Here is a 20,135-nt window from a genome sequence, read left to right as displayed (position 1 = left end):
CTGTTTATCTCAGAAGCTGCGCCCGCAGTTTTTCAGCCTCCACCCTTAAAATATTCCGTTTCAATTCATTCGGTGAATTTTTTATCACCGGTACGATTTTCAGCATCTGATCAATGTAGTCGAGCAACATGACCGCTTCATCAACATGAGAGCCCGAAACAATTTTCTTGCGCGCCTGACCGATCATCACTTCGAGATCATTCAGTGAAAAAGGCAGCAAGAACCTGGGGGACTTTTTAACTTCGAAAAGATAAAGTTCTCCATTATTGTCATCAATCGCCCCATCTTTATAAACAAAGTAAAGCCCGACAACATTGAGTTCCTCCGGAGATTTAAGCACCGTAACGAATTCACCGGTTTCATCACTTACCTCCACTGAATCCCAGTCTGTACCCGAAAAGCTGTAATATAAAGTCAACTCTTCAGCCCCGATGGAAGGCTGAATCTTCACCAATAAATCGGATGAATCTTTCAGAAAATAAAGATTCAAACCGGAAAAGAGTAAAAGGCTTAATATAAAACTCATTTCAACTCCTTTTCCATAACATAGGCGTCATCGCCGTCAATATAATAATTGTTCCGTTTGTATGCTATTTCATAACCGAGACTTCGGTATAAGTTTATCGCTGCGCTATTATCAATCCTCACCTCAAGATAGGCATAATAACAACCCCTTCCCAGGGCAAGATCCTCAAGGATATGCATCAGTTTTGATGCAATACCCTGACGCTGGAATTCGCGGTCCACAGCGATATTCGTAATATGAAATTTACCGTCGTCATACGACGCCATTGAATAGCCGATAATTGAACCCTCGTATTCCGCGACAAAACCGATGCTGTTTTTCGACTTAAGATCGGTTTCAAAAAACGACTTGGGCCATGGATTGGGGAATAATTTTCTTTCTAAATTATATACCCCATCCAGGTCACTAAGTTCCATGCGTCTTATTATAATTCCTCTCTGCATCGGTCTTTTTTATATAAAAAGGTTCAATGGTTTCCGGATTGTCGTATTCTTTGGCACTGATACGCGGCAGAGCCAGTCTGACAGCATTTGATGCAAGCGGTATATTGAACCCTCCTTCAATTAACTCAAACTTCGCATTCCCGGACGGATACACCTTTTTGAAGAGGTCGACACCAGACCCCACGACCAGGGTCTGTTCCTGAATGAGCCCGTTGAGTTCCGTTGCCGTGGTGAGCATATAATCCAGGATACGCTCTCCGTTCCTGTATTGTGCTGCATAGAGTTCCTGATGGTATGCATTAATGGCTGCAAGAACAGGAGTCTGTAAAAACGACAGCGGTATACCGATGATATCGAGGGTGTTCACCGCGACGATGGGAATGTCGTGGGTGAATGCCAGTGCCTTTGCCAGACTGAGCCCGATTCTTAAAGAAGTAAACATCCCCGGACCGATACTCACCACGATCACTTTGATTTCACCACCGAAAGTGCGAAAAATCTTCTGCGCCTCGAGAAAGAATTCGGCATCCCTGGTCTTCGCATCCATCTCCCGGTTCTTTATGACTTCATATATCAGAGTTTCATCGTCGGTCACGCAGAGAGAGAACAACGGTGATGATGTCTCAATGCCGAGAATCTTCAATTTCAAACTCCCTTCTATTCGGACCTGTTATCCTTATCTTGATATGCATTCCTTCTCCGCCTTTTCTTTTCAAACGATCAGCCCATTCAATCAGCGTGACCCCGCTTTTGCTGAAATATTCCTCAATATGCATATCCAGTACATCAATCGGGTCGAGGCGGTAGAGATCAATATGCGAAACAGGCAGGCGACCGTGATATTCCGTAGCAATGACAAAACTCGGGCTGGTGATTTCATCATCGACCTCGAGCCCCTGGCAAACGCCTTTCACAAAAACGGTCTTGCCGCTGCCCAGTTCTCCGTAAAGGTATACGACATCACCCGGGTTCAGCCGCTGTGCGACTTCTTTGCCGAGCGCTATTGTCTCCTCAACCGATTCAGTAATGAATTTATCTCCTTTTCTCGACATTATAATAATATATCTCCATAATTCCATTGAGACATAGATTTGAATAAAAACAGTCTATCTCCTGGATCCGACGAGCCGCTCTTTCACCCCAGCCGCCTGTTGCAACACACAAAAATCTCTTTTTCATTCGTCTCTTTATCTGGCGGACAAGTCCGCTGACCATCGCCACGGTTCCGTTAAAAATCCCTGACTGAATGCATTCCTCTGTGCTTCGACCGATAAGAGTCGCCCTTTCTTTATAGGGGACCGGCTTTAAAAGGGCGGTCTGTCTCACCAGGGAATCAAGGGAAGCAAGGGCGCCGGGGACAATAATGCCGCCCAGGTATCTGCCGTTTCGCAGCACGACATCAAAAGTTACGGCCGTACCGAAATCGATGATAATCAAGTTCTTTCTGTAGCGTACCAAACCGCCGACCGCATTGGCGATACGGTCGGCACCCAGTGTCTCAGGTCGATAATAATCAAATTTTAAAAAAGAGGCGGTCTTTGCGGAAACAATGATCGGAAGAACACCGAAATTATGCTGCAGGAGTTTTGCAAACCGATACGTAAACGAAGGAACGACTGAAGAGATCGCCGCACCTTTTATCTCTTCACGCCTTAATTCCCTGATCACCTTGTTAACAACATTCTTATGTATTAAGGGATAAACTATTTTCTTTCTCAATCTCCGGCCCCGAAACAGACCGCAGTGGATATTCGAATTTCCGATGTCAACGGCTGCTACCATAGTAACCGCCTTACATCTCCATAATAGAATCTGCGAATCATCCCTGATGAATCCCTTAAGAGCAGTGACCAATCGTCGTCAATATCATAGACCGTTCCTTTAATCACTCCCTTCTTTGTAACAAGTTCGACAGACTCACCCAATCCGGCGAGATAGTTCAACACCTCTTTAATCTTGATGCCCTTATCCTGAAGCTCCTGATAAAGGGGATTGAATCTTCCTATAATATGATTAAGGAGTTCGTCAAGGTCAAATTCCCTGCCTGCCTCGATCATTAAAGATGTAGCATGTTCCAATCCTGCGGGGAATTTATCGATATTAACATTCAAACCTATGCCGCAGATCAAAGAAGTCTTGAACTGTTCACAGATGATTCCACATACCTTCTTGTTGTTGAGTAATACATCATTGGGCCAGAGAATCGAAATCTTCGAAAAACCGTAATCCTCCAAAACCTTGACAATCGTGAAGGCGGCGAGAAGGGGGATCGAGGTGAACCGCCTTTCAGGGAAGAGCAGTAATGATAAATATATACCACCTGCAGGTGAAGACCAGGATCTCCCCTGCCTGCCCCGTCCTTTTTTTTGACGGAGCGAAGAAACCGCCACCTCTTCTTTTTTATGAAAAAATCTCCTGGCGGTGTCCTGCGTAGAAGAGACCTCTTTAAACCTTATGATCTTTTTGATCATCAATACTGATAATAGATCCGCAGGGCGGCTTGATCAAAAGGTTCTCCGATCAAAACCATGGAATCAGGGTCGAACCAGGCGGCACTGTTGATATTCACAACGAGTGTCAATTCATCATTCTCGTCGATGAGTATCGGCGTAAAGGCATCGGCGGTGAAAGTATAAGCGGTGTCAATAAGCATCACCGTGGAATCACTCACATACCGCAGGGAGTCGATCGTCAATCTGATATTACTGTAGGTACCTGGAGGAATCGACAGAACCCCGTCGGTAATACTGACAAAATCAGATGATAGAACACCAACGGTAATCTCTTTGCCGGTATTCCAGATCGTTGTATAAGAACCCTCTTCAGGGATATCAATCTGGAGCACCCGCATCACCAGGTCGCCCAGAGTGCCGTCAAGTGCACCGTCTGTTGCACCCACCTCAATAAACGCCTCACCACCGCAACCGATGATAAATATGGCGATACCCGCCATCAAAAATTTCTTCATATATCCTCCTTATGGTAGTTTATACTAAATAGACAGAGTGTCAAGCATTCGATGCCCTGACTCCTCTCCATTTTTTTATCATCCCTCTGCCCGCTCTTTTGTCATTCTGAAGGAGTCTGCCCGAAGCAGACGACTGAAGAATCTCAATGACTAATGACTGATAAAGATTCTTCGTTTCACTCAGAATGACAGAGAAAGAAGGCAAACTCAGACGTTGTCCTGAGTGTAACGAAGCAATGACGGAGAAGAAGGGTCTTTAAATAAAAACGAAAAAAGTAGAGGGGAGTCAGTTCGATGCCCACTTGAATTTATTGAAATTATAGTTATAATTATGACACCAAGGAGTTATAATGCAAGGATATTATCGTTTTCCAACAATTAATAAAGATAAACTTATCTTTGTCTGTGAAGATGACCTCTGGACCGTGTCAATTAAGGGTGGTATTGCCCGCCGATTGACCTCGAATCTGGGGGAAGTGAGCCATCCCTTCATTTCACCGGACGGTAAGTACGTCGCATTCATCGGCCGGGAAGAAGGAAACCCCGAAGTTTATTGTATGGAGGCGAACGGCGGTACCGCCGTAAGACTGACCTTCACGGGCGCCCAATGTACGGTCGTGGGATGGACCAAGGACAGCAAAAGAATTCTCTTCGCCAGCAACACCAAACAGTGGTATCCAAGAACGATGTACATCTATTCAGTGAGCCGGGAAAAAGACTTTCCGAAATTGATTTCTGTAGGTCCGGCGACCCAGATCTCCTACGGACCAGAAAAAGGCGTGGTCATCGGCAGACATACTGCTGACCCGGCACGGTGGAAACGATATCGGGGCGGAACCGCCGGTGTGCTCTGGATCGACAAAAACGGCACCGGTAATTTCAAAAAACTGATCGAACTCAAAGGGAATTTCGCCGCACCTATGTGGATCGGTAAAAGAATATACTTTATCTGCGACCACGAAGGTATCGGTAATATTTACTCGTGCACACCTGAAGGCAAACAGCTTCAACGCCATACCAATCATACTACATTTTACGTCCGTAATGCAACGACCGACGGGAAAAATATCGTTTACCACGCAGGCGGTGATATCTATATCTACTACACTGATCTAAAGACAAGTAAAAAAGTCGAGATCGAATACCACGGCCCCCGGATACAGACCAATCGCAAATTCGTCGATGCCTCGAAATATCTTGAAGATTATTCAATCCATCCGCAGGGAAAGAGTGTTTCCGTAACGAGCCGCGGTAAGGTCTTCTCAATGCCCACCTGGGAAGGACCGGTCACTCAAAACGGCGGTGACATCAAAGCAAGGTACCGCCTCGGTAAGTGGCTGCATGACGAAAAAAGATTCATCGTGGTAACCGATGAAAAAGGAGAAGACGTCCTTCAGATCCACTATCCCGAAGCAAACAAAAAACCCGAAACCCTGCCCCTTCTTGACATCGGCAGACCGATCGAACTTGAACCGTCACCGCAAAAACCGGTCGTCGCACTGACCAATCACCGTAATGAATTGATCCTCGTTGATCTCCAGTCGAGAAAACGGGTGATCATCGATCAGAGTAAATACTCCCGCATCCAGGATATCGCCTGGGCTCCGGACGGAAACTGGCTGGCTTACAGTTTTCCTGATTCTGAACACACATCCTGTATAAAGGTGTGCCACATAAAGAGTAAAAAAACCTATCCCGTAACCAGAACCGTACTTCACGACTTCTCACCGAGTTTCGACCCTGAGGGCAGATATCTCTATTTCCTTTCCAACCGCCATTTTGACCCGGTCTACGATACGATGCAATTCGAATTGAGTTTTCCCGCAAACATAAAACCTTATATCGTGATTTTAAAAAAAGAAACACCCGCCCCATTCACCTACACTCAGATCGCACCGGTGGGACTTGACATGCCGATGCCCGACAAAGCCTCAATGAAAAAGAAGAAAGGTACACCGAAGATCGAAATCGAGTTGAAAGGTATAAAAGACCGTATCATCCCCCTTCCCCTGCCGGCAGGGAACTATGGCCAAATATGGGGAATAAAGAACAAAGTCCTCTTCTCCACCTATCCCATAGAGGGCGGTATAAAACAATGGATATCCGAAGAACCGTCGAACAACGGAACCTTGAAGTTCTACGACTTCATCGAGCAGAAAAGCGGTGTGATAACGACCGGTATCAGTGACTTCAAGGTTTCAAGAAACGGTGAAATCCTCATCTACCGCGCAAAAAACCAATTGCGTGTGATAAAACCCGTTGAAAAGGTGGATGAAAAACTTCCGAAAAAACCAGTAGGTCCGAAGAGCGGCTGGCTCGACCTCGCCAGAATAAAGGTGCTGGTGGAGCCGATAAATGAATGGCGGCAGATGTACCGCGATGTCTGGCGGCTCCAGCGTGACCACTTCTGGGTAAAGGATATGTCAGGTGTGGACTGGAACAAAATATACAAAAGGTATCTTCCCCTGCTTGAAAGAATAAGCACCCGTTCTGAATTCTCCGACCTCATCTGGGAGATGCAGGGAGAACTCGGCACCTCGCATGCCTATGAATGGGGAGGTGATTATCGACAACCTCCTGCATACAGACAAGGATTTTTAGGAGCGGACTTCATTTACGACAAAAAAAGAGACGCCTATCGTATCATCAACATCGTAAAAGGAGATCCCTGGGAAAAAGGAAAAACTTCGCCACTGTGCGCACCCGGTCTTGATATCAAAGAAGGAGACCTTTTGATTGCGATCCAGGGTAAGAGGGTGAATAAAAAGACCCTGCCTGAAGAACTCCTCGTGAACCGCGCCGATACTGAAATTCTACTCACGATAGCGAAACAAAACCGTAAAGGCCAGAAGACATTCACTGTAAAACCGTTGAGTGACGAAACAGGTGCCCGGTACCGCGACTGGGTGGAGATGAACAGAGAAAAAGTCCACAGACTGAGCGGAAACAGAATCGGTTATGTACATATTCCTGATATGGGGCCATTCGGTTTCGCCGAATTCCACCGCTATTTTCTCAGCGAAATCCAGTATCCCGGTCTGATCGTCGATGTCAGATTCAATCGCGGCGGTCATGTCTCAGAACTGCTCCTGGAGAAACTTGCACGTAAAAGAATCGCTTACGACGTCAATCGCTGGGGACAACCCCATCCTTACCCTTATGAATCCGTATTAGGACCCATAGTCTGCATCACCAATGAATATGCGGGCTCTGACGGAGATATATTCAGTCATGCATTCAAACTCTACAAGATCGGACCGCTAATCGGCAAACGCACCTGGGGCGGCGTCATCGGCATCTCCCCCTATTACAACCTCTCTGACGGCGGTTTGACCACCCAACCAGAGTATTCCTTCTGGTTCTTTGATGTAGGCTGGGGAGTGGAAAACTACGGCACAGACCCGGACATCGAAGTCGAAATCAAACCTCAGGATCATGTAAAGGGTCGTGACCCGCAATTGGCACGTGGAATACAGGAATGTCTGAAACTGATGAGAAAGAGACCGCCCAGAAAACCTAAGTTCGGAAAACGGCCCAAACTGAAATTGCCGGAAAGACTGGGATAACTACCAAAAAAAATCCTTATATATCAGCCGCAAGGGTCGACCAGCCGAAATTACGCATCGCTTCGCCGGGGTCGCCGGTAAACGGATCGTAGTATTCACAAAAACCATGTTTATCAATAAGTTCAAGGGTTTTGCTCTTTAATTTTTCATACAACTCTTTTCTGCCGTGGCGCAACAGCCCTTTAGCGATGAACCAATTTGTATTAATCCATGTTGTTCCCCGCCAGATATAACGGGTGTCAGTAAGGGGACCGAATGACTCCTCATCTTTTGCCACTGATGGAATGGGATAATCGAGCCAGAATTCATTCTTGTCGGTCATATGTTCTATAAGACGGTCCACATACTCTTCCGGAATATCCAGGCACAGAGGAAAGAGCGACGAAATCGTCTTTATCCGTACGCGATATTCTTTACCACCCTTATGATAACGGCCATAGAATATCTTATGTTCTTCATCCCAGTATTTATCAAGAATCTTCTCCCTTACCTGACGATAATGTCTCCTTACCCTCTCCGCCTCCTTCTTGTCCAGAAGCGACCATAACTCAGCCAGGCACTCTAAAGAAAGGGCGTAGATCGTGTTGACCGCGACATCCTCGAAATTGAAAAGATCGAGTTCAAAGATCCGCTGGATATCCCACTTGACTTTCCTGTACTCACCGAGCACCGCACCGATCCTGCCTTTGGTCACGGCTGGACTGTTGTCATAATTACCAAAGGGTATGTCGAATTGCGGAGCCATATCCATACCCGACTCCATCGGTGTAATGACTGAAATCAATGAGTTCTTATCAAGATCACGCTTCTCCTTAAGATAATCAAAATATTTCTGCACGCGGGGAAGATATTTCTTCAGAAATTCAATACTGCCGGTCTTATCATAGATTCTCTTTAAGGCGATACCGATCACCGGAGGCTGTATTTCCGCGGTAAAGAAGCGATATCGAGGATGAATTTCTTTACGCCAGGACTTGAAATACTGAAATACATCCATCAACCGCCATTTCCAGAATATGATATGGGGAATAAAACCGTCGTCGGTCTGGCAGGAGAGCAAGGTCTCAAACTCCCTGATCGCCAGTTCCACTTTGAATTGAGTCATTACAATAATGTGAAAGCAGGAATCCCAGAACCACTGGTGATAGTGCATTTCATCAGGCGCAAAATAGAAGTAGTTCCGTTTAAAATGCCTGCTGTATCCTTCTTTTTTATTGGACAATAAGAGGGTGAATGCTCTTTCTTTGATTCTTTCCATTTTTTCTCATCTGATTATAACGAATATTTCATCTTTGTCAATTTTTACAGAAAGTTCGGTTTGAAAATCGGTTGACATCAGCCCATTTATAAATATAATAACAGTTATGGATTGCGATAAAAATAAAAATTTAAAAGGGTGCAATTGCACTTATGAACCGTGTTCAAGAAAAGGAAGATGCTGTGAGTGTCTCAGATACCATCTGAGCATGAACGAACTGCCGGCCTGCTGTTTTCCCGACGATGTCGAAAAAACATACGACCGCTCCTTTGCCCGTTTCGTCAAACTCCACCAGGGATAACTCAAAGGAATTATATGGAACTGATATTTGAGATTTCAAAACCAGGGAGAAAAGGTTATTCACTGCCTCAGTGCGATCTTCCCGAAGAAAAGATTTCCGAAAGATTTCGACGCAGTGTTCCGGCTGAGCTTCCTGAAGTGAGTGAACCTGAAATAGTCAGGCACTTCATCAATCTTTCGATATTGAATCACCACGTCGATAAAGCCCTCTATCCTCTCGGTTCCTGCACCATGAAGTATAACCCCAAGATCAATGAAGAACTGGTCAGGCTGAACGGTTTCACCGCCATCCATCCGCTTCAGCCCGAGAAGACTGTTCAGGGCGCCCTGAAATTGATGTATGAACTCGGTGAATATCTGAAAAAGATCGTCAATTTAGAAGGGATTACACTCCAGCCGGCTGCCGGTGCCCAGGGCGAGTTCACTGCAATAAGTATCTTCAAGGCTTATTTTAAGAAGAAACAGGAAGAGAGAAAATATGTTCTGATTCCAGACTCTGCCCATGGTACGAATCCTGCAAGTGTGAATTTTTCCGGATTCCAACCGATAAAGCTCCCTTCAGACGAACAGGGGCTTGTGGACATGGAGAAACTGAATCAGTTGATGAATGAAGAAGTCGCCGGGCTGATGTTGACCAATCCGAACACCCTGGGGCTCTTTGAAAAGAATGTGAAGAAGATCACGGAAATCATCCACCAGAAAGGCGGCCTGGTCTATCTTGATGGAGCAAATCTGAACGCCTTACTCGGAATCACCCGTCCCGGAGACCTGGGTTTCGATGCAGTTCACTTCAATCTCCACAAAACCTTTTCAACCCCTCATGGCGGCGGCGGCCCTGGTTCAGGTCCAGTGGCGGTAACCAGCACATTGAAGCCGTTCCTTCCGGTGCCGATCATTGAAAAGGAGAACGGCCAGTACCGTTTAAACTACGACCTTCCTGATACGATCGGCAAGGTTCAGACATTCTACGGAAATTTTCTGATTATGGTGCGTGCCTATATCTTTCTGAGAATAATCGGCGAGCAGGGACTCAAACAGATCTCCAAATCCGCCATTTTAAATGCAAATTATGTAATAGCTTCGCTCAAAGACGATTACTTTCTTCCCTATACAGACCTCTGCATGCATGAAGGAGTACTCTCTGGAAAAGAACTGAAAGAATACGGTGTAAAAACACTCGATGTTGCGAAACGTTTGCTCGATTACGGATTCCACGCGCCGACAATATATTTCCCGCTTATTGTCAGTGAAGCCCTGATGATTGAACCCACTGACAGTGAATCAAAAGAATCCCTTGATGGATTCATCGCGACAATGAAAAAAATCCGCAAGGAGGCTGAAGAGAATCCTGAACTGCTGAAGTCCGCGCCGCACAATACCCCTGTAAGACGCCTTGATGAAGTGAAGGCGATCAAGGAATTGAAATTAAGATGGAAGAAGTAGAATTCAAAGTAACTGAAGAAAGAAAAACCTTTTTAATAAATAAGATTGCTCAGAAGATAGTCGATTATCGACTGGCGCCTGTGGCGATCGTCTTTTTAGAATCATCAAAGCCCCTGACATTTCTGGGGAATCAGCTTATGATCTTTATGCAGCCGTTTTACCGGGCATTATTTTCATATCGGGAATATGAAGAAATAACAGCTATGCTGGAAGACAGAGAAAATATCGAGGCATTGATATGTGAGATTGAACGGCTTGAGGAGGCAAGGAATGAATCAAAAAGAGCCAAAAAGAATTCTCGCCACTGATTGTGGCAGCACAACCACCAAGGCGATATTAATAGAAAAAAGAGGTGAAGAGTACCGATTGGTTGTCCGGGGTGAAGCTCCCACCACGGTCGAAGCTCCGTATGAAGATGTGACGAAAGGAGTTCTGAATGCAGTTCGTGAAGTGGAAGAACTTTCGAATGTAAAACTGCTGGACGGAGAGAATATCGTAAAAGGGGTCAAGGATAAAGAAGGAGTCGATTTTTATGTTTCCACCTCTTCTGCCGGCGGCGGGCTTCAGATGATGGTCGCCGGAGTCGTCCTGACGATGACCGCGGAGAGTGCGGCACGCGCCGCCCTTGGTGCCGGAGCGATCGTTATGGATGTAATCGCCTCAAACGACGGCAGACTTCCTCATGAAAAGATCGAACGGATCAGAAATCTACGACCTGATATGATTCTTCTCTCCGGCGGAATAGACGGTGGTACGGTTTCACATGTCGTGGAGCTGGCTGAATTGATCAAAGCCGCAGATCCCAGACCGAGATTCGGTACGGGTTATCAGCTGCCCGTAATATACGCAGGCAACAAGGATGCCCGCGAAATAATTCTCAAAACTTTGAAAGAAAAGACCGCCCTGGTGATTGTAGAAAATTTAAGGCCTGTTCTCGAACGGGAAAATCTCAATCCCGCCCGCCATAAAATTCACGACCAGTTCATGGAACATGTTATGGCGCATGCCCCCGGTTACAAGAAACTGATGAATATGACCGACGTTCCGATCATGCCCACGCCCGGCGCAGTAGGACTTCTCGTAGAGACCGTCGCGAAAAAAGAAAAGATCGCCGCCATAGGAGTCGACATCGGCGGCGCGACGACCGATGTCTTTTCTGTATTCCAGGGTATCTTCAACCGGACAGTAAGTGCGAATCTCGGGATGTCGTATTCGATCAGCAATGTACTCGCTGAAGCGGGAATCGAAAACATCCAGCGGTGGCTGCCCCATGATATCGAGGAACGAAGTTTACGCAACAGAATCAGGAATAAGATGATTCGTCCGACCACGATTCCCAGCGCCCTGGAAGATCTGAAGATCGAACAGGCGATCGCCCGGGAAGCACTGAGGTTGGCGTTTGAACAACATAAATCAATGGCGGTCGGTCTGAAAGGTGTTCAGCAGGAGAGAACAATATCAGATGCATTTTCCCAATCAATGACCGGAGAAACACTGATCGATTTGATGTCCCTCGACCTCATTATCGGGTCAGGCGGTATCCTTTCACACGCCCCGCGCAGAAACCAGGCTGCATTAATGATGATCGATGCATTCCTGCCCGAAGGAATAACACGCCTGGCGGTCGATTCAATCTTTATGATGCCTCACCTGGGGGTCTTATCGACCGTCCACGAACGTTCTGCGACCGAGGTCTTCAATAAAGATTGCCTTATCCCCTTAGGTACCTGCATCGCACCTGTCGGTGAAGGAAAAGAAGGAGCCAATGTCCTGAAGATCACGATTGAAAATAAAGAAGGAAAGAGTGAAGAAAGAACCGTCAAATACGGCGAAATCGTCCTCTTCCCTCTTGCAAAAGACGAAACAGTGAACATCACCCTGCGTCCGGAAAAAGGATTCAATGTAGGTGAAGGTAAAGGTAAACCACTGACCACGACAGTGAAAGGTGGTCTGGTCGGGCTGATCATCGATTGCCGCGGCAGACCGTTGAGACTGCCTGAGGATAAGAAGAAACGAATGGCTGTTTTAAATGAGTGGTTTACGGCGATGTCCCTCTACCCTAAAACATAGGGTCAGAGAAAATTTATTTATGAAAAAAGGAGGTTAAATGGCACTTCCAAAACGACGGCAATCACATGCGCGGAAAAATAAGAGACGCTCACAATATAAGATCAAACCGCTGCAATATACTAAGTGTCCAAAATGTCACGGTCCGAAATTACCTCACAGGGTCTGCCCGGACTGTGGAAACTATAAAGATAAAGTGGTCGTATTGCCGAAGGAGAAAGAGGAGAAATCTTGAAGATCGGTTTTGACCTGATGGGTTCAGATTCAGCCCCGAAAAATGAACTCGAGGCACTCAGATTACTGAAAGAAGAAACAATCTGTGATCTCCTGGTCTGCGGCACAGGAGATTACGAAAAAGAAGTGGTGAAATTCGGATTTGAATTCCGGGTGGCTGACGAAGTCATCGGGATGCACGAAATTCCGTCCGTCGCAATCCGTAAAAAGAAGAACTCTTCACTCGGTATACTGGTGCAATTGCTTCAGAAGAAAGAGATTGAAGCGATTGTGAGTGCGGGCAATACCGGTGCCATCCTGGGATTCAGCATGGTTTCTCTGGGAAAGATTGAGGGACTTTCACGGGCGGGGTTGGCGATAACACTCCCTGTGGAAAACGGCTATTCGATAATGCTCGATGTCGGTTCCAATATCAACCCCAAGGCGATAGATTATTATAATTACGGTCTGATGGGCTCGGTTTTAAGTGAGATCGCCCTTGATAAAGAAAACCCGCGTGTCGCCCTTCTGAATATCGGCAGTGAACAGATAAAAGGCGACGAAGTGAGACAAAGGGCATATCAGATGCTTCAGGATCGCAAGATGAACTTCATCGGAAATATCGAAGGAAACAACATAATGAAAGGATTCGCCGACGTCATCGTCACCGACGGATTCACCGGTAATGTAATTCTTAAATTCTTAGAAGGTATGATTGACAGCATCTGGTCCATGCTCCGTGAAGAGGTGGATGCAGTGGCACGCCGCAAGGTCGGTCAATTTCTCGTCAAACCTGCAGTGGAAGAACTGAAAGGAAAATTCAACTACGAAGAATACGGAGGCGGAATCTTATTGGGAGTCGAAGGTGTAGTAATCGTCTGTCACGGACATTCTTCTTCCCATGCATTAAAAAATGCGATCAAGTTAGCCAAAACGTGTATTGAATTCAATATAATTGAAGAAATAAAAAAGAGAATCAAAAAATGAACGCATATATTGCAGGAATAGGCAGCTGTGTGCCGGATAAAGTATTGACAAATTTTGATCTGGAAAAGATCGTCGATACTTCGGATGAATGGATCAGAACACGATCCGGCATAAAAGAAAGAAGGGTTTCAGCAGAAGATGCGCCGACGAGTGATCTCGCCGCAGCGGCGGCACAGAGGGCGCTCAAATCAGCCGATGTCGAACCCGCTGACATCGGTGCAATCATAGTAGCAACAGCAACCCCGGATATGTTCTTCCCGTCTACAGCATGTCTGGTCCAGGCGAAGATCGGTGCACCCAAAATCATCTCCTTTGATATATCCGCCGGATGTACAGGCTGGCTCTACGGCCTTTCCATCGTCGATGCCTTTATCAAAACAGGATACGACAACATTCTGGTCATCGGCGCCGAGGAATTGACGAAGATAACCGATTATACGGACCGCTCCACCTGCGTCCTCTTCGGTGATGCAGCCGGTGCCGCTCTCTTCAAGAAAACTGATGAAGAACGGGGGATTCTTTCGACATATTTCGCTGCAGACGGTTCATACGGCGACCTTCTCTATATGCCCGCCGGTGGTACGAGAATGCGCCCCACCCACGAAACGATCGAGGAAAAACTCCATTATCTCAAGATGGAAGGGAATAAAGTATTTAAAGTCGCAGTCCGTGCAATGTATGAATCAGCAATAAAAACACTGGAAAAAGTAAATGTAAACCCCAAGGATATTGCTTTGCTCATTCCTCATCAGGCTAATATAAGAATTATTGAAGCGACTGCAAAAAGACTCAATATCCCGATGGAAAAGGTCGGAATAAATCTGGATCGCTACGGCAACACTTCGGCTGCATCCATACCCCTGGGTATCGACGAAGCATATAAAGCCGGTAGAATAAAAAAAGGAGACCTCATTCTGATGGTCGCCTTTGGTGCCGGCTTCACCTGGGGCGGCGTACTTTTGAAGTGGTGATAATTCTGTAATTCTTTTTAAAACCTTTTATTCTTTTCAGATAATGAAAAAATCAACCCTTCCATATCCATTATTATTATCATTATGTTTCTTATCCGGTGTCTCAGCACTGATCTATGAAGTGGTCTGGATACGAATCTTTTCACTGACCTTCGGCGCCACGATCATCGCGGTGGCGGTCGTCGTATCGGTATTCATGGCCGGCCTGGGTCTGGGAAGCATCTATTTCGGGGAAAAAGCCGATAAAACAGCCAACCCGGTGAAATTGTTTGGCGTTCTTGAACTGGGGATCGGAGTGTATTCATTATTTCTCGTTTTCCTGTTTCAAACCCTTCCGGTTCTTTATAAAACCATCCATGCCGTATTTAAATCCGGCTTCCTCTCTTTCCCGACGATGACTCTCCTTGCAGCAATGACAATCTTTATTCCCACCATGTTTATGGGAGGAACCATACCTGTCCTGAGCAAGATATACATAAGAAAGTATAAAGACATCGGAAAAGGAATTGGTATGCTCTACGGCTTCAATACCCTCGGCAGTATCATCGGCGTAGCTTTAACCGGTTTCTTCCTCATTCGATATTTTGGCCAGAATATCACACTCTTTACAGCAGTCGCACTCAATCTCATAATCGGAGCAGCCGCCTTGTTTTTTGCAAAGAATTCCGCTCAGCCGTCCACTGCAACAAAAAAAGAGAAAAAACCGTTGACCACACCGCCGTATCCATCCAGCATCTTAATACTCTCGCTGATCATCGCCGGTATCACCGGCTTCTGCAGCCTGGCGTACGAAATCTTATGGACGCGCTCCCTACACATCTTTCTTTCAAACTCCACTTACAGTTTTACGAGTGTGCTCGTTATCTTTCTTGCCGGAATAACCTCTGGAAGTTTTCTCTTCAGAAGATTCCTCAGCGAAAAAAAAGAAATGGTTATGATTCTTATAATCTGTCAGGCGGGAATCGCAATCTACGCGATCATAACGGGGTTCTTTTTAAACAGAATACCGGGATTATTATTCCTGTTTCGGGGGATTCTGGAGATACCACTGCTGCGGATCATAATTCCCGGGTTGTTTTTGTCCTTTGTAATTATGTTCTTACCGACACTGCTGATGGGCATCAGTTTTCCCCTTATCTGCAGAATATACACCCGCAATGTCCAACAACTGGCAAAGAGTATCGGCTGGGTTTATTTTATGAATACAGCAGGCGCCATCCTCGGTTCTCTGGGCGCCGCTTTCGTCATTATCCCCTGTTTCGGCGTGATAAGGGGTATCATTCTGATCGCCGGCCTTAATCTTTTAACCGCTGTTCTTTTAATAATCGCAACGGCGAAAAAAGAGAAGAAAACAAAATATTGGCTTGTGCCTTCTTCTGTCCTGGTAATCGTCACCCTCATCTTCTTCATCGGATTCAGCAATCAAATGGTCTTACCTCCCTCCCTGTTCCGTTCACGTATGCGCTCCGACAAAATTCTGTACTATAAAGAAACCCGGGACGGCACCGTGGTCGTAACCGAGGATGAGTTCACCGGTATCAGGGCGTGTTATGTCAACAACAACGCGGTCTGCGGCACCACTTATGACGCCTTAAAGGTGGTGAAGATGCTCGGGCATCTACCCTTTATCATCAATCCATCGGCACGAAATGTATTGATCGTGGGCTTCGGCATCGGTATCACCGCCTCCACTGTCGCCACCCATACGCCTGAATGTCTGGACTGTGTTGAAATCTGTCCGGGGGTGAAAGAAGCAGCGGCATTCTTCACTCAATTCAACCATGGAATCATGCACAACCCCAAGATAAACTTCATCCCCGCTGACGGAAGAAATTTCATCCTCCTTACCGACCGAAAATATGACATCATCTCCTGTGATCCGACTCACCCGATTCTGGGATGCAATAGTCTGTATACAAAAGAATATTTTGATTTGTGCAAAAAACACCTTTCCAGAGACGGGGTGATATGCCAATACCTTCCGCTTCATAAACTGTCACCAGAAGAGTTTAAAATCCTGATAAAGACCTTCTCTTCTGTATTTCCCCATACCACGATATGGCTGGCTCATTCCCATGCCATACTTGTGGCGGCTGATGAAGAAATTATAATTGATTTCTCCCTTTTAAAAGAACGATTAAAAGAGCTGAACGACCCCTTTCTCGACGATCCCTATTTATTGGCGGTATCCATAATGCTCGATGAAGAAGCTGTGCAGAAATACACAAAAGGAGCAAAGATCAATACAGACGACCGTCCTTATCTTGAATTCTTTTCCGGTAAAACCCTGAAAAGAGAGAACTGGCATAAAAATCTTTTAAGCCTTATGAGATACAGAATCGACCCCAAAGACGTGATTAAAGGCATCAAAGATGAAGTAAAAATTGAACACTATTTGGCCGGGCAGTATTATTTCTTGAACGGGCTGGTATATAAGAATAAAGGTGATCTCAGAAAAGTAATTGAAAATTTCAAGACCGCAATCCTCAGGAACCCGGAAAACAGAGAAATCAAGCTTTTTCTGGAGAACGAACTGAGGGCGTTATCCCACAAAAATTTCTATTGACAAATTATAAATAATTATTATAATTAATAAGAAAGAGGTAAGAAAAACTCGGTCGATATTGACTTATTATAAGGATTAGGAGGGAGGTCCAATAAGACACCTCCTATGCTTTTACCCCCCCTGTTGGACCCCCCTCCTCATAATGGTCAAGGGTGAAATAAAGGGTTGACAAACAGGAAATTTTTGTTATTATATTATAATAATGAGAGATAATTATTTATCAATCGGGAGAAAGAAGAAAAAGGTGAAGAAAGACTTAAATCTCGTGATAATTACCCCTCAATTTTTAAGTTCATTTATCTTGAAGTTTTCATAAACTAAAAGGAGGTCTTATGAAGCAGGGTTTGCCAAAGTGTAGAATATTGTTATTGATCTTGATGTTATTCACCTTCCCACTCCTCTATGCCCGATGGATTCCGATAGATAACAGCGGTATCAAATCAGCGCCTGAAATAAGATTGCTTTCATCGACGCCCGAAGGGCTGACTCTTGAAATATCAATAACAGGACTGGAAGTCAACACCATCACCACCGATAAAATGCTCAATACGACCAACGAAACCTTTGTTCGTTTCAGTCTACCTGATGCATATTACACGGGCGATATAGGAAAACCACAATTACCCGCGATCAAACAGACGATCGGAGTCCCTTTCGACGCTCGGGTGGAGATCACAGTGGTAAGTTCCGAGTACAAAGAAATCGAGTTGTCAGAAGTCGGTATTGTTGATCGAGTAATGCCGGCGCTGGCATCGGTTCTTAAGGTACCGGGCCAGAAACCGGTTCTTGAAATCGACGAAAAAGTTTATAACACAAATCAATATTATCCTGAAGAGATCATCAAGATCGAAAATGATGATATCATGCGTGGTCACCGTCTGAACCTGCTTATGATTACGCCGGTTCAGTATAATCCCGTGACCAAGCGGATAAAGGTCTTCAAACGACTCAAGTTGAAGGTGAAGTTTCTCGGCGGTGATCTAACAAAAACACGTATCAGGTTCCTGAAAGACTATTCTTCCTTATTTGAGGATTTTCTAAAAGACAAAATCATAAATTATGATCTATTTACAGAACTGAACCGCGGTGTCCTGCCGCTTCCAATTCATTATTTAATCATCACCCATAATAATTTCCAGAACGAAGTCAATGATCTCGCTTACTGGCTCAAGAAAAAAGGATTCAAGGTAAAAGTTGCGAACCAGGACAGCATCAGTTCCTGGACGCCGAGCGGTATTGAAAGCTATATCGACGCTCAATCTCCGCTTCCTACATATCTTCTTCTGGTCGGCGACGTCAACGGCGGCTATATGCCCGCACCGACAGGCAGTTCTTCGGGTCGGGTAACCGACCTCTATTATGCTGAAACAGACGGCACGGGTTATCTTCCTGACATCTTTCACGGCAGGTTGTCGTGTGAAAACACCACCCATATCACAACCGAGGTCGACAAAATATTAAAATATGAAAAAGCAAACCTGCCTGCCGGCTGGTTCAAAGAAGATGCCTTCTGCGCTGGAGTCGACAACTACACGGTCAGCGAAGGAACCCACAATTATTGTACAAGTACATTTATGGATCCGAACGGCTATACCACATATAAACTCTATATGACGACCTATGGCGCGACAACCCAGGATGTCTTTGATAATGTAAATGACGGACGCATCCTGATCACAATGTCGGGCCACGGCAGTGATGACGGCTGGCACGACGGTCCCCAATTCACTGTTACTGAAGTGAACCAGCTGACCAACGGTGATTATCTCACAATTGCAACCGGCCATTGTTGTCTGGCAAACAACTTCGGTTCAAACACCAATCCCTGTGGAGGAGAATCATGGATCAGAAAACAGAACGGTGGTGCGGTTGCTTATTATGGTTCCTGCCCGTCCACTTACTGGGATGAAGACGATTGGCTGCAGCGCGAATGGTATGAAGCAATCTACGTTGATTCAATATACGAACACGGCAGGTTTACAGAAGATGGTATGTACGACGGCGTGTACAACTCCAGTTCTTCTTTGAAACAATACTATTACGAAGCCTATCATGTGCTCGGTGATCCATCGCTCGATCTCTGGACCGAAGCCCCGGCCTCAATGACGGTAAGCCACAATGCGATTGTATATCCTGGTTCCTCTACTTTTACAGTTACAGTGACGGACGGTGGAAGTCCTTTGGAAAACGCACTCGTCTGCTGCTGGATTCCCAACCAATCACCTGAAATGCACGTTTCAGCATATACCAATGCTTCTGGAAATGCAAACTTAGATATTGCACCAACCACTCCGGGCGACACAATGTATGTAACTGTGACCAAACATAACTATATTCCTTACGAAGGCTATGCCATGGTCACGACAGCGTCAGGTCCCTATGTTTCCTTAGCCGCCTTAATAATTAATGATTCAGGCGGCAACGGCCAGGTCAATCCCGGTGAAACGATTGACATGGGAGTCTGGGCAAAGAACATTGGAAGTGAAACCGCCTATAGTGTCTACGGTTATCTTACGGAATCAGATCCCTATGCCTCACTCACGACTGATTCCAGCTGGTACGGCGATATCCCGGTGAATGACAGCGTCCTGTCCAATCCCTATTACCAGTTTACAGTGACCAATGATTGTCCAGATGGACATGTAATAAACTTTGATCTTGAATTCCATGACATCAATGACAGCACCTGGCTGGCGCATCCTACAGTCACGGTTTACGCACCGGTGTTGGGTTTTGTGGATGTGGTTGTGACGAACGACGGTAATGGCAACGGTATTTTGGATCCGGGTGAGACTGCGGATCTGGTCGTTACCTTAGAGAATACCGG

General features: G+C 45.7%; 18 protein-coding genes. 10 read left to right on the top strand and 8 right to left on the bottom strand.

The features are described 5' to 3' along the window. Positions 1–4: 4 nt before the first annotated feature. From ENI34_04325 to ENI34_04295, 7 genes are read right to left on the bottom strand one after another with little or no spacing between them, the layout of a single operon-like run. On the bottom strand, positions 5–526 hold the full coding sequence (locus tag ENI34_04325) for a hypothetical protein (protein ID HEC78354.1): 522 nt from the start codon (positions 524–526) through the stop codon (positions 5–7). Next, positions 523–969 carry a ribosomal-protein-alanine N-acetyltransferase gene (gene rimI, locus ENI34_04320; protein ID HEC78353.1) on the bottom strand — a complete coding sequence of 149 codons (447 nt, stop codon included), beginning with the start codon at positions 967–969 and terminating at the stop codon, positions 523–525. Before rimI ends, ENI34_04325 begins: the two co-directional genes overlap by 4 nt. Next, positions 932–1,630 (bottom strand): tRNA (adenosine(37)-N6)-threonylcarbamoyltransferase complex dimerization subunit type 1 TsaB, encoded by a 699-nt coding sequence (tsaB, locus tag ENI34_04315; protein ID HEC78352.1) that lies wholly within the window; start codon positions 1,628–1,630, stop codon positions 932–934. Before tsaB ends, rimI begins: the two co-directional genes overlap by 38 nt. After that, on the bottom strand, positions 1,593–2,048 hold the full coding sequence (gene tsaE, locus ENI34_04310) for a tRNA (adenosine(37)-N6)-threonylcarbamoyltransferase complex ATPase subunit type 1 TsaE (protein HEC78351.1): 456 nt from the start codon (positions 2,046–2,048) through the stop codon (positions 1,593–1,595). The genes tsaB and tsaE overlap by 38 nt, the downstream gene beginning before the upstream one ends. Next, entirely contained in the window at positions 2,002–2,751 is a 750-nt protein-coding gene (locus ENI34_04305) for a type III pantothenate kinase (GenBank protein HEC78350.1), read from the bottom strand. Before ENI34_04305 ends, tsaE begins: the two co-directional genes overlap by 47 nt. Continuing rightward, positions 2,745–3,440 carry a biotin--[acetyl-CoA-carboxylase] ligase gene (locus ENI34_04300; protein ID HEC78349.1) on the bottom strand — a complete coding sequence of 232 codons (696 nt, stop codon included), beginning with the start codon at positions 3,438–3,440 and terminating at the stop codon, positions 2,745–2,747. Before ENI34_04300 ends, ENI34_04305 begins: the two co-directional genes overlap by 7 nt. Continuing rightward, on the bottom strand, positions 3,440–3,937 hold the full coding sequence (locus ENI34_04295; GenBank protein ID HEC78348.1) for a hypothetical protein: 498 nt from the start codon (positions 3,935–3,937) through the stop codon (positions 3,440–3,442). Before ENI34_04295 ends, ENI34_04300 begins: the two co-directional genes overlap by 1 nt. 350 nt (positions 3,938–4,287) lie before the next feature. Here ENI34_04295 and ENI34_04290 point away from each other — a divergent pair, with 350 nt between their 5' ends. After that, the gene (locus ENI34_04290; protein HEC78347.1) at positions 4,288–7,503 is read left to right on the top strand and encodes a peptidase; all 3,216 of its coding nucleotides are present in this window, start codon (positions 4,288–4,290) and stop codon (positions 7,501–7,503) included. A gap of 16 nt (positions 7,504–7,519) precedes the next feature. Here the strand turns inward: ENI34_04290 and ENI34_04285 are convergent, their stop codons facing one another. Further along, a complete protein-coding gene (locus tag ENI34_04285; protein ID HEC78346.1) occupies positions 7,520–8,761 on the bottom strand; it encodes a hypothetical protein in 1,242 nt (413 codons plus the stop codon). A gap of 106 nt (positions 8,762–8,867) precedes the next feature. Between ENI34_04285 and ENI34_04280 the strand changes: the two genes are divergently transcribed. The 9 genes from ENI34_04280 to ENI34_04240 form a co-directional block, all read left to right on the top strand. After that, the gene (locus ENI34_04280; protein HEC78345.1) at positions 8,868–9,062 is read left to right on the top strand and encodes a cytosolic protein; all 195 of its coding nucleotides are present in this window, start codon (positions 8,868–8,870) and stop codon (positions 9,060–9,062) included. 14 nt (positions 9,063–9,076) lie between these two features. Next, entirely contained in the window at positions 9,077–10,504 is a 1,428-nt protein-coding gene (locus ENI34_04275; GenBank protein ID HEC78344.1) for a glycine dehydrogenase subunit 2, read from the top strand. Further along, positions 10,492–10,812 carry a hypothetical protein gene (locus ENI34_04270; GenBank protein HEC78343.1) on the top strand — a complete coding sequence of 107 codons (321 nt, stop codon included), beginning with the start codon at positions 10,492–10,494 and terminating at the stop codon, positions 10,810–10,812. The genes ENI34_04275 and ENI34_04270 overlap by 13 nt, the downstream gene beginning before the upstream one ends. Continuing rightward, positions 10,775–12,574, top strand: coding sequence for a methylaspartate mutase (locus ENI34_04265; GenBank protein ID HEC78342.1), 1,800 nt, complete (start codon positions 10,775–10,777; stop codon positions 12,572–12,574). The genes ENI34_04270 and ENI34_04265 overlap by 38 nt, the downstream gene beginning before the upstream one ends. A 37-nt stretch (positions 12,575–12,611) precedes the next feature. Continuing rightward, positions 12,612–12,806 (top strand): 50S ribosomal protein L32, encoded by a 195-nt coding sequence (locus tag ENI34_04260; protein ID HEC78341.1) that lies wholly within the window; start codon positions 12,612–12,614, stop codon positions 12,804–12,806. Beyond that, positions 12,803–13,771, top strand: a complete 969-nt coding sequence (gene plsX, locus ENI34_04255) for a phosphate acyltransferase PlsX (protein ID HEC78340.1) — start codon at positions 12,803–12,805, stop codon at positions 13,769–13,771. Before ENI34_04260 ends, plsX begins: the two co-directional genes overlap by 4 nt. Next, complete coding sequence (locus tag ENI34_04250) at positions 13,768–14,742, top strand: ketoacyl-ACP synthase III (GenBank protein ID HEC78339.1); 975 nt, start codon at positions 13,768–13,770, stop codon at positions 14,740–14,742. Before plsX ends, ENI34_04250 begins: the two co-directional genes overlap by 4 nt. A 43-nt stretch (positions 14,743–14,785) precedes the next feature. Then, a complete protein-coding gene (locus tag ENI34_04245; GenBank protein ID HEC78338.1) occupies positions 14,786–17,308 on the top strand; it encodes a hypothetical protein in 2,523 nt (840 codons plus the stop codon). Positions 17,309–17,640: 332 nt separating this feature from the next. Continuing rightward, positions 17,641–20,135: hypothetical protein (locus ENI34_04240; protein ID HEC78337.1), on the top strand; the 2,495-nt coding region annotated here is incomplete at its 3' end.

The sequence above is a fragment of the candidate division WOR-3 bacterium genome (assembly GCA_011052815.1).
Lineage (GTDB): Bacteria > Hydrothermota > Tepidihabitantia > SM23-42 > SM23-42 > DRIG01.
This window is presented reverse-complemented; position numbering and strand designations above follow the sequence as displayed.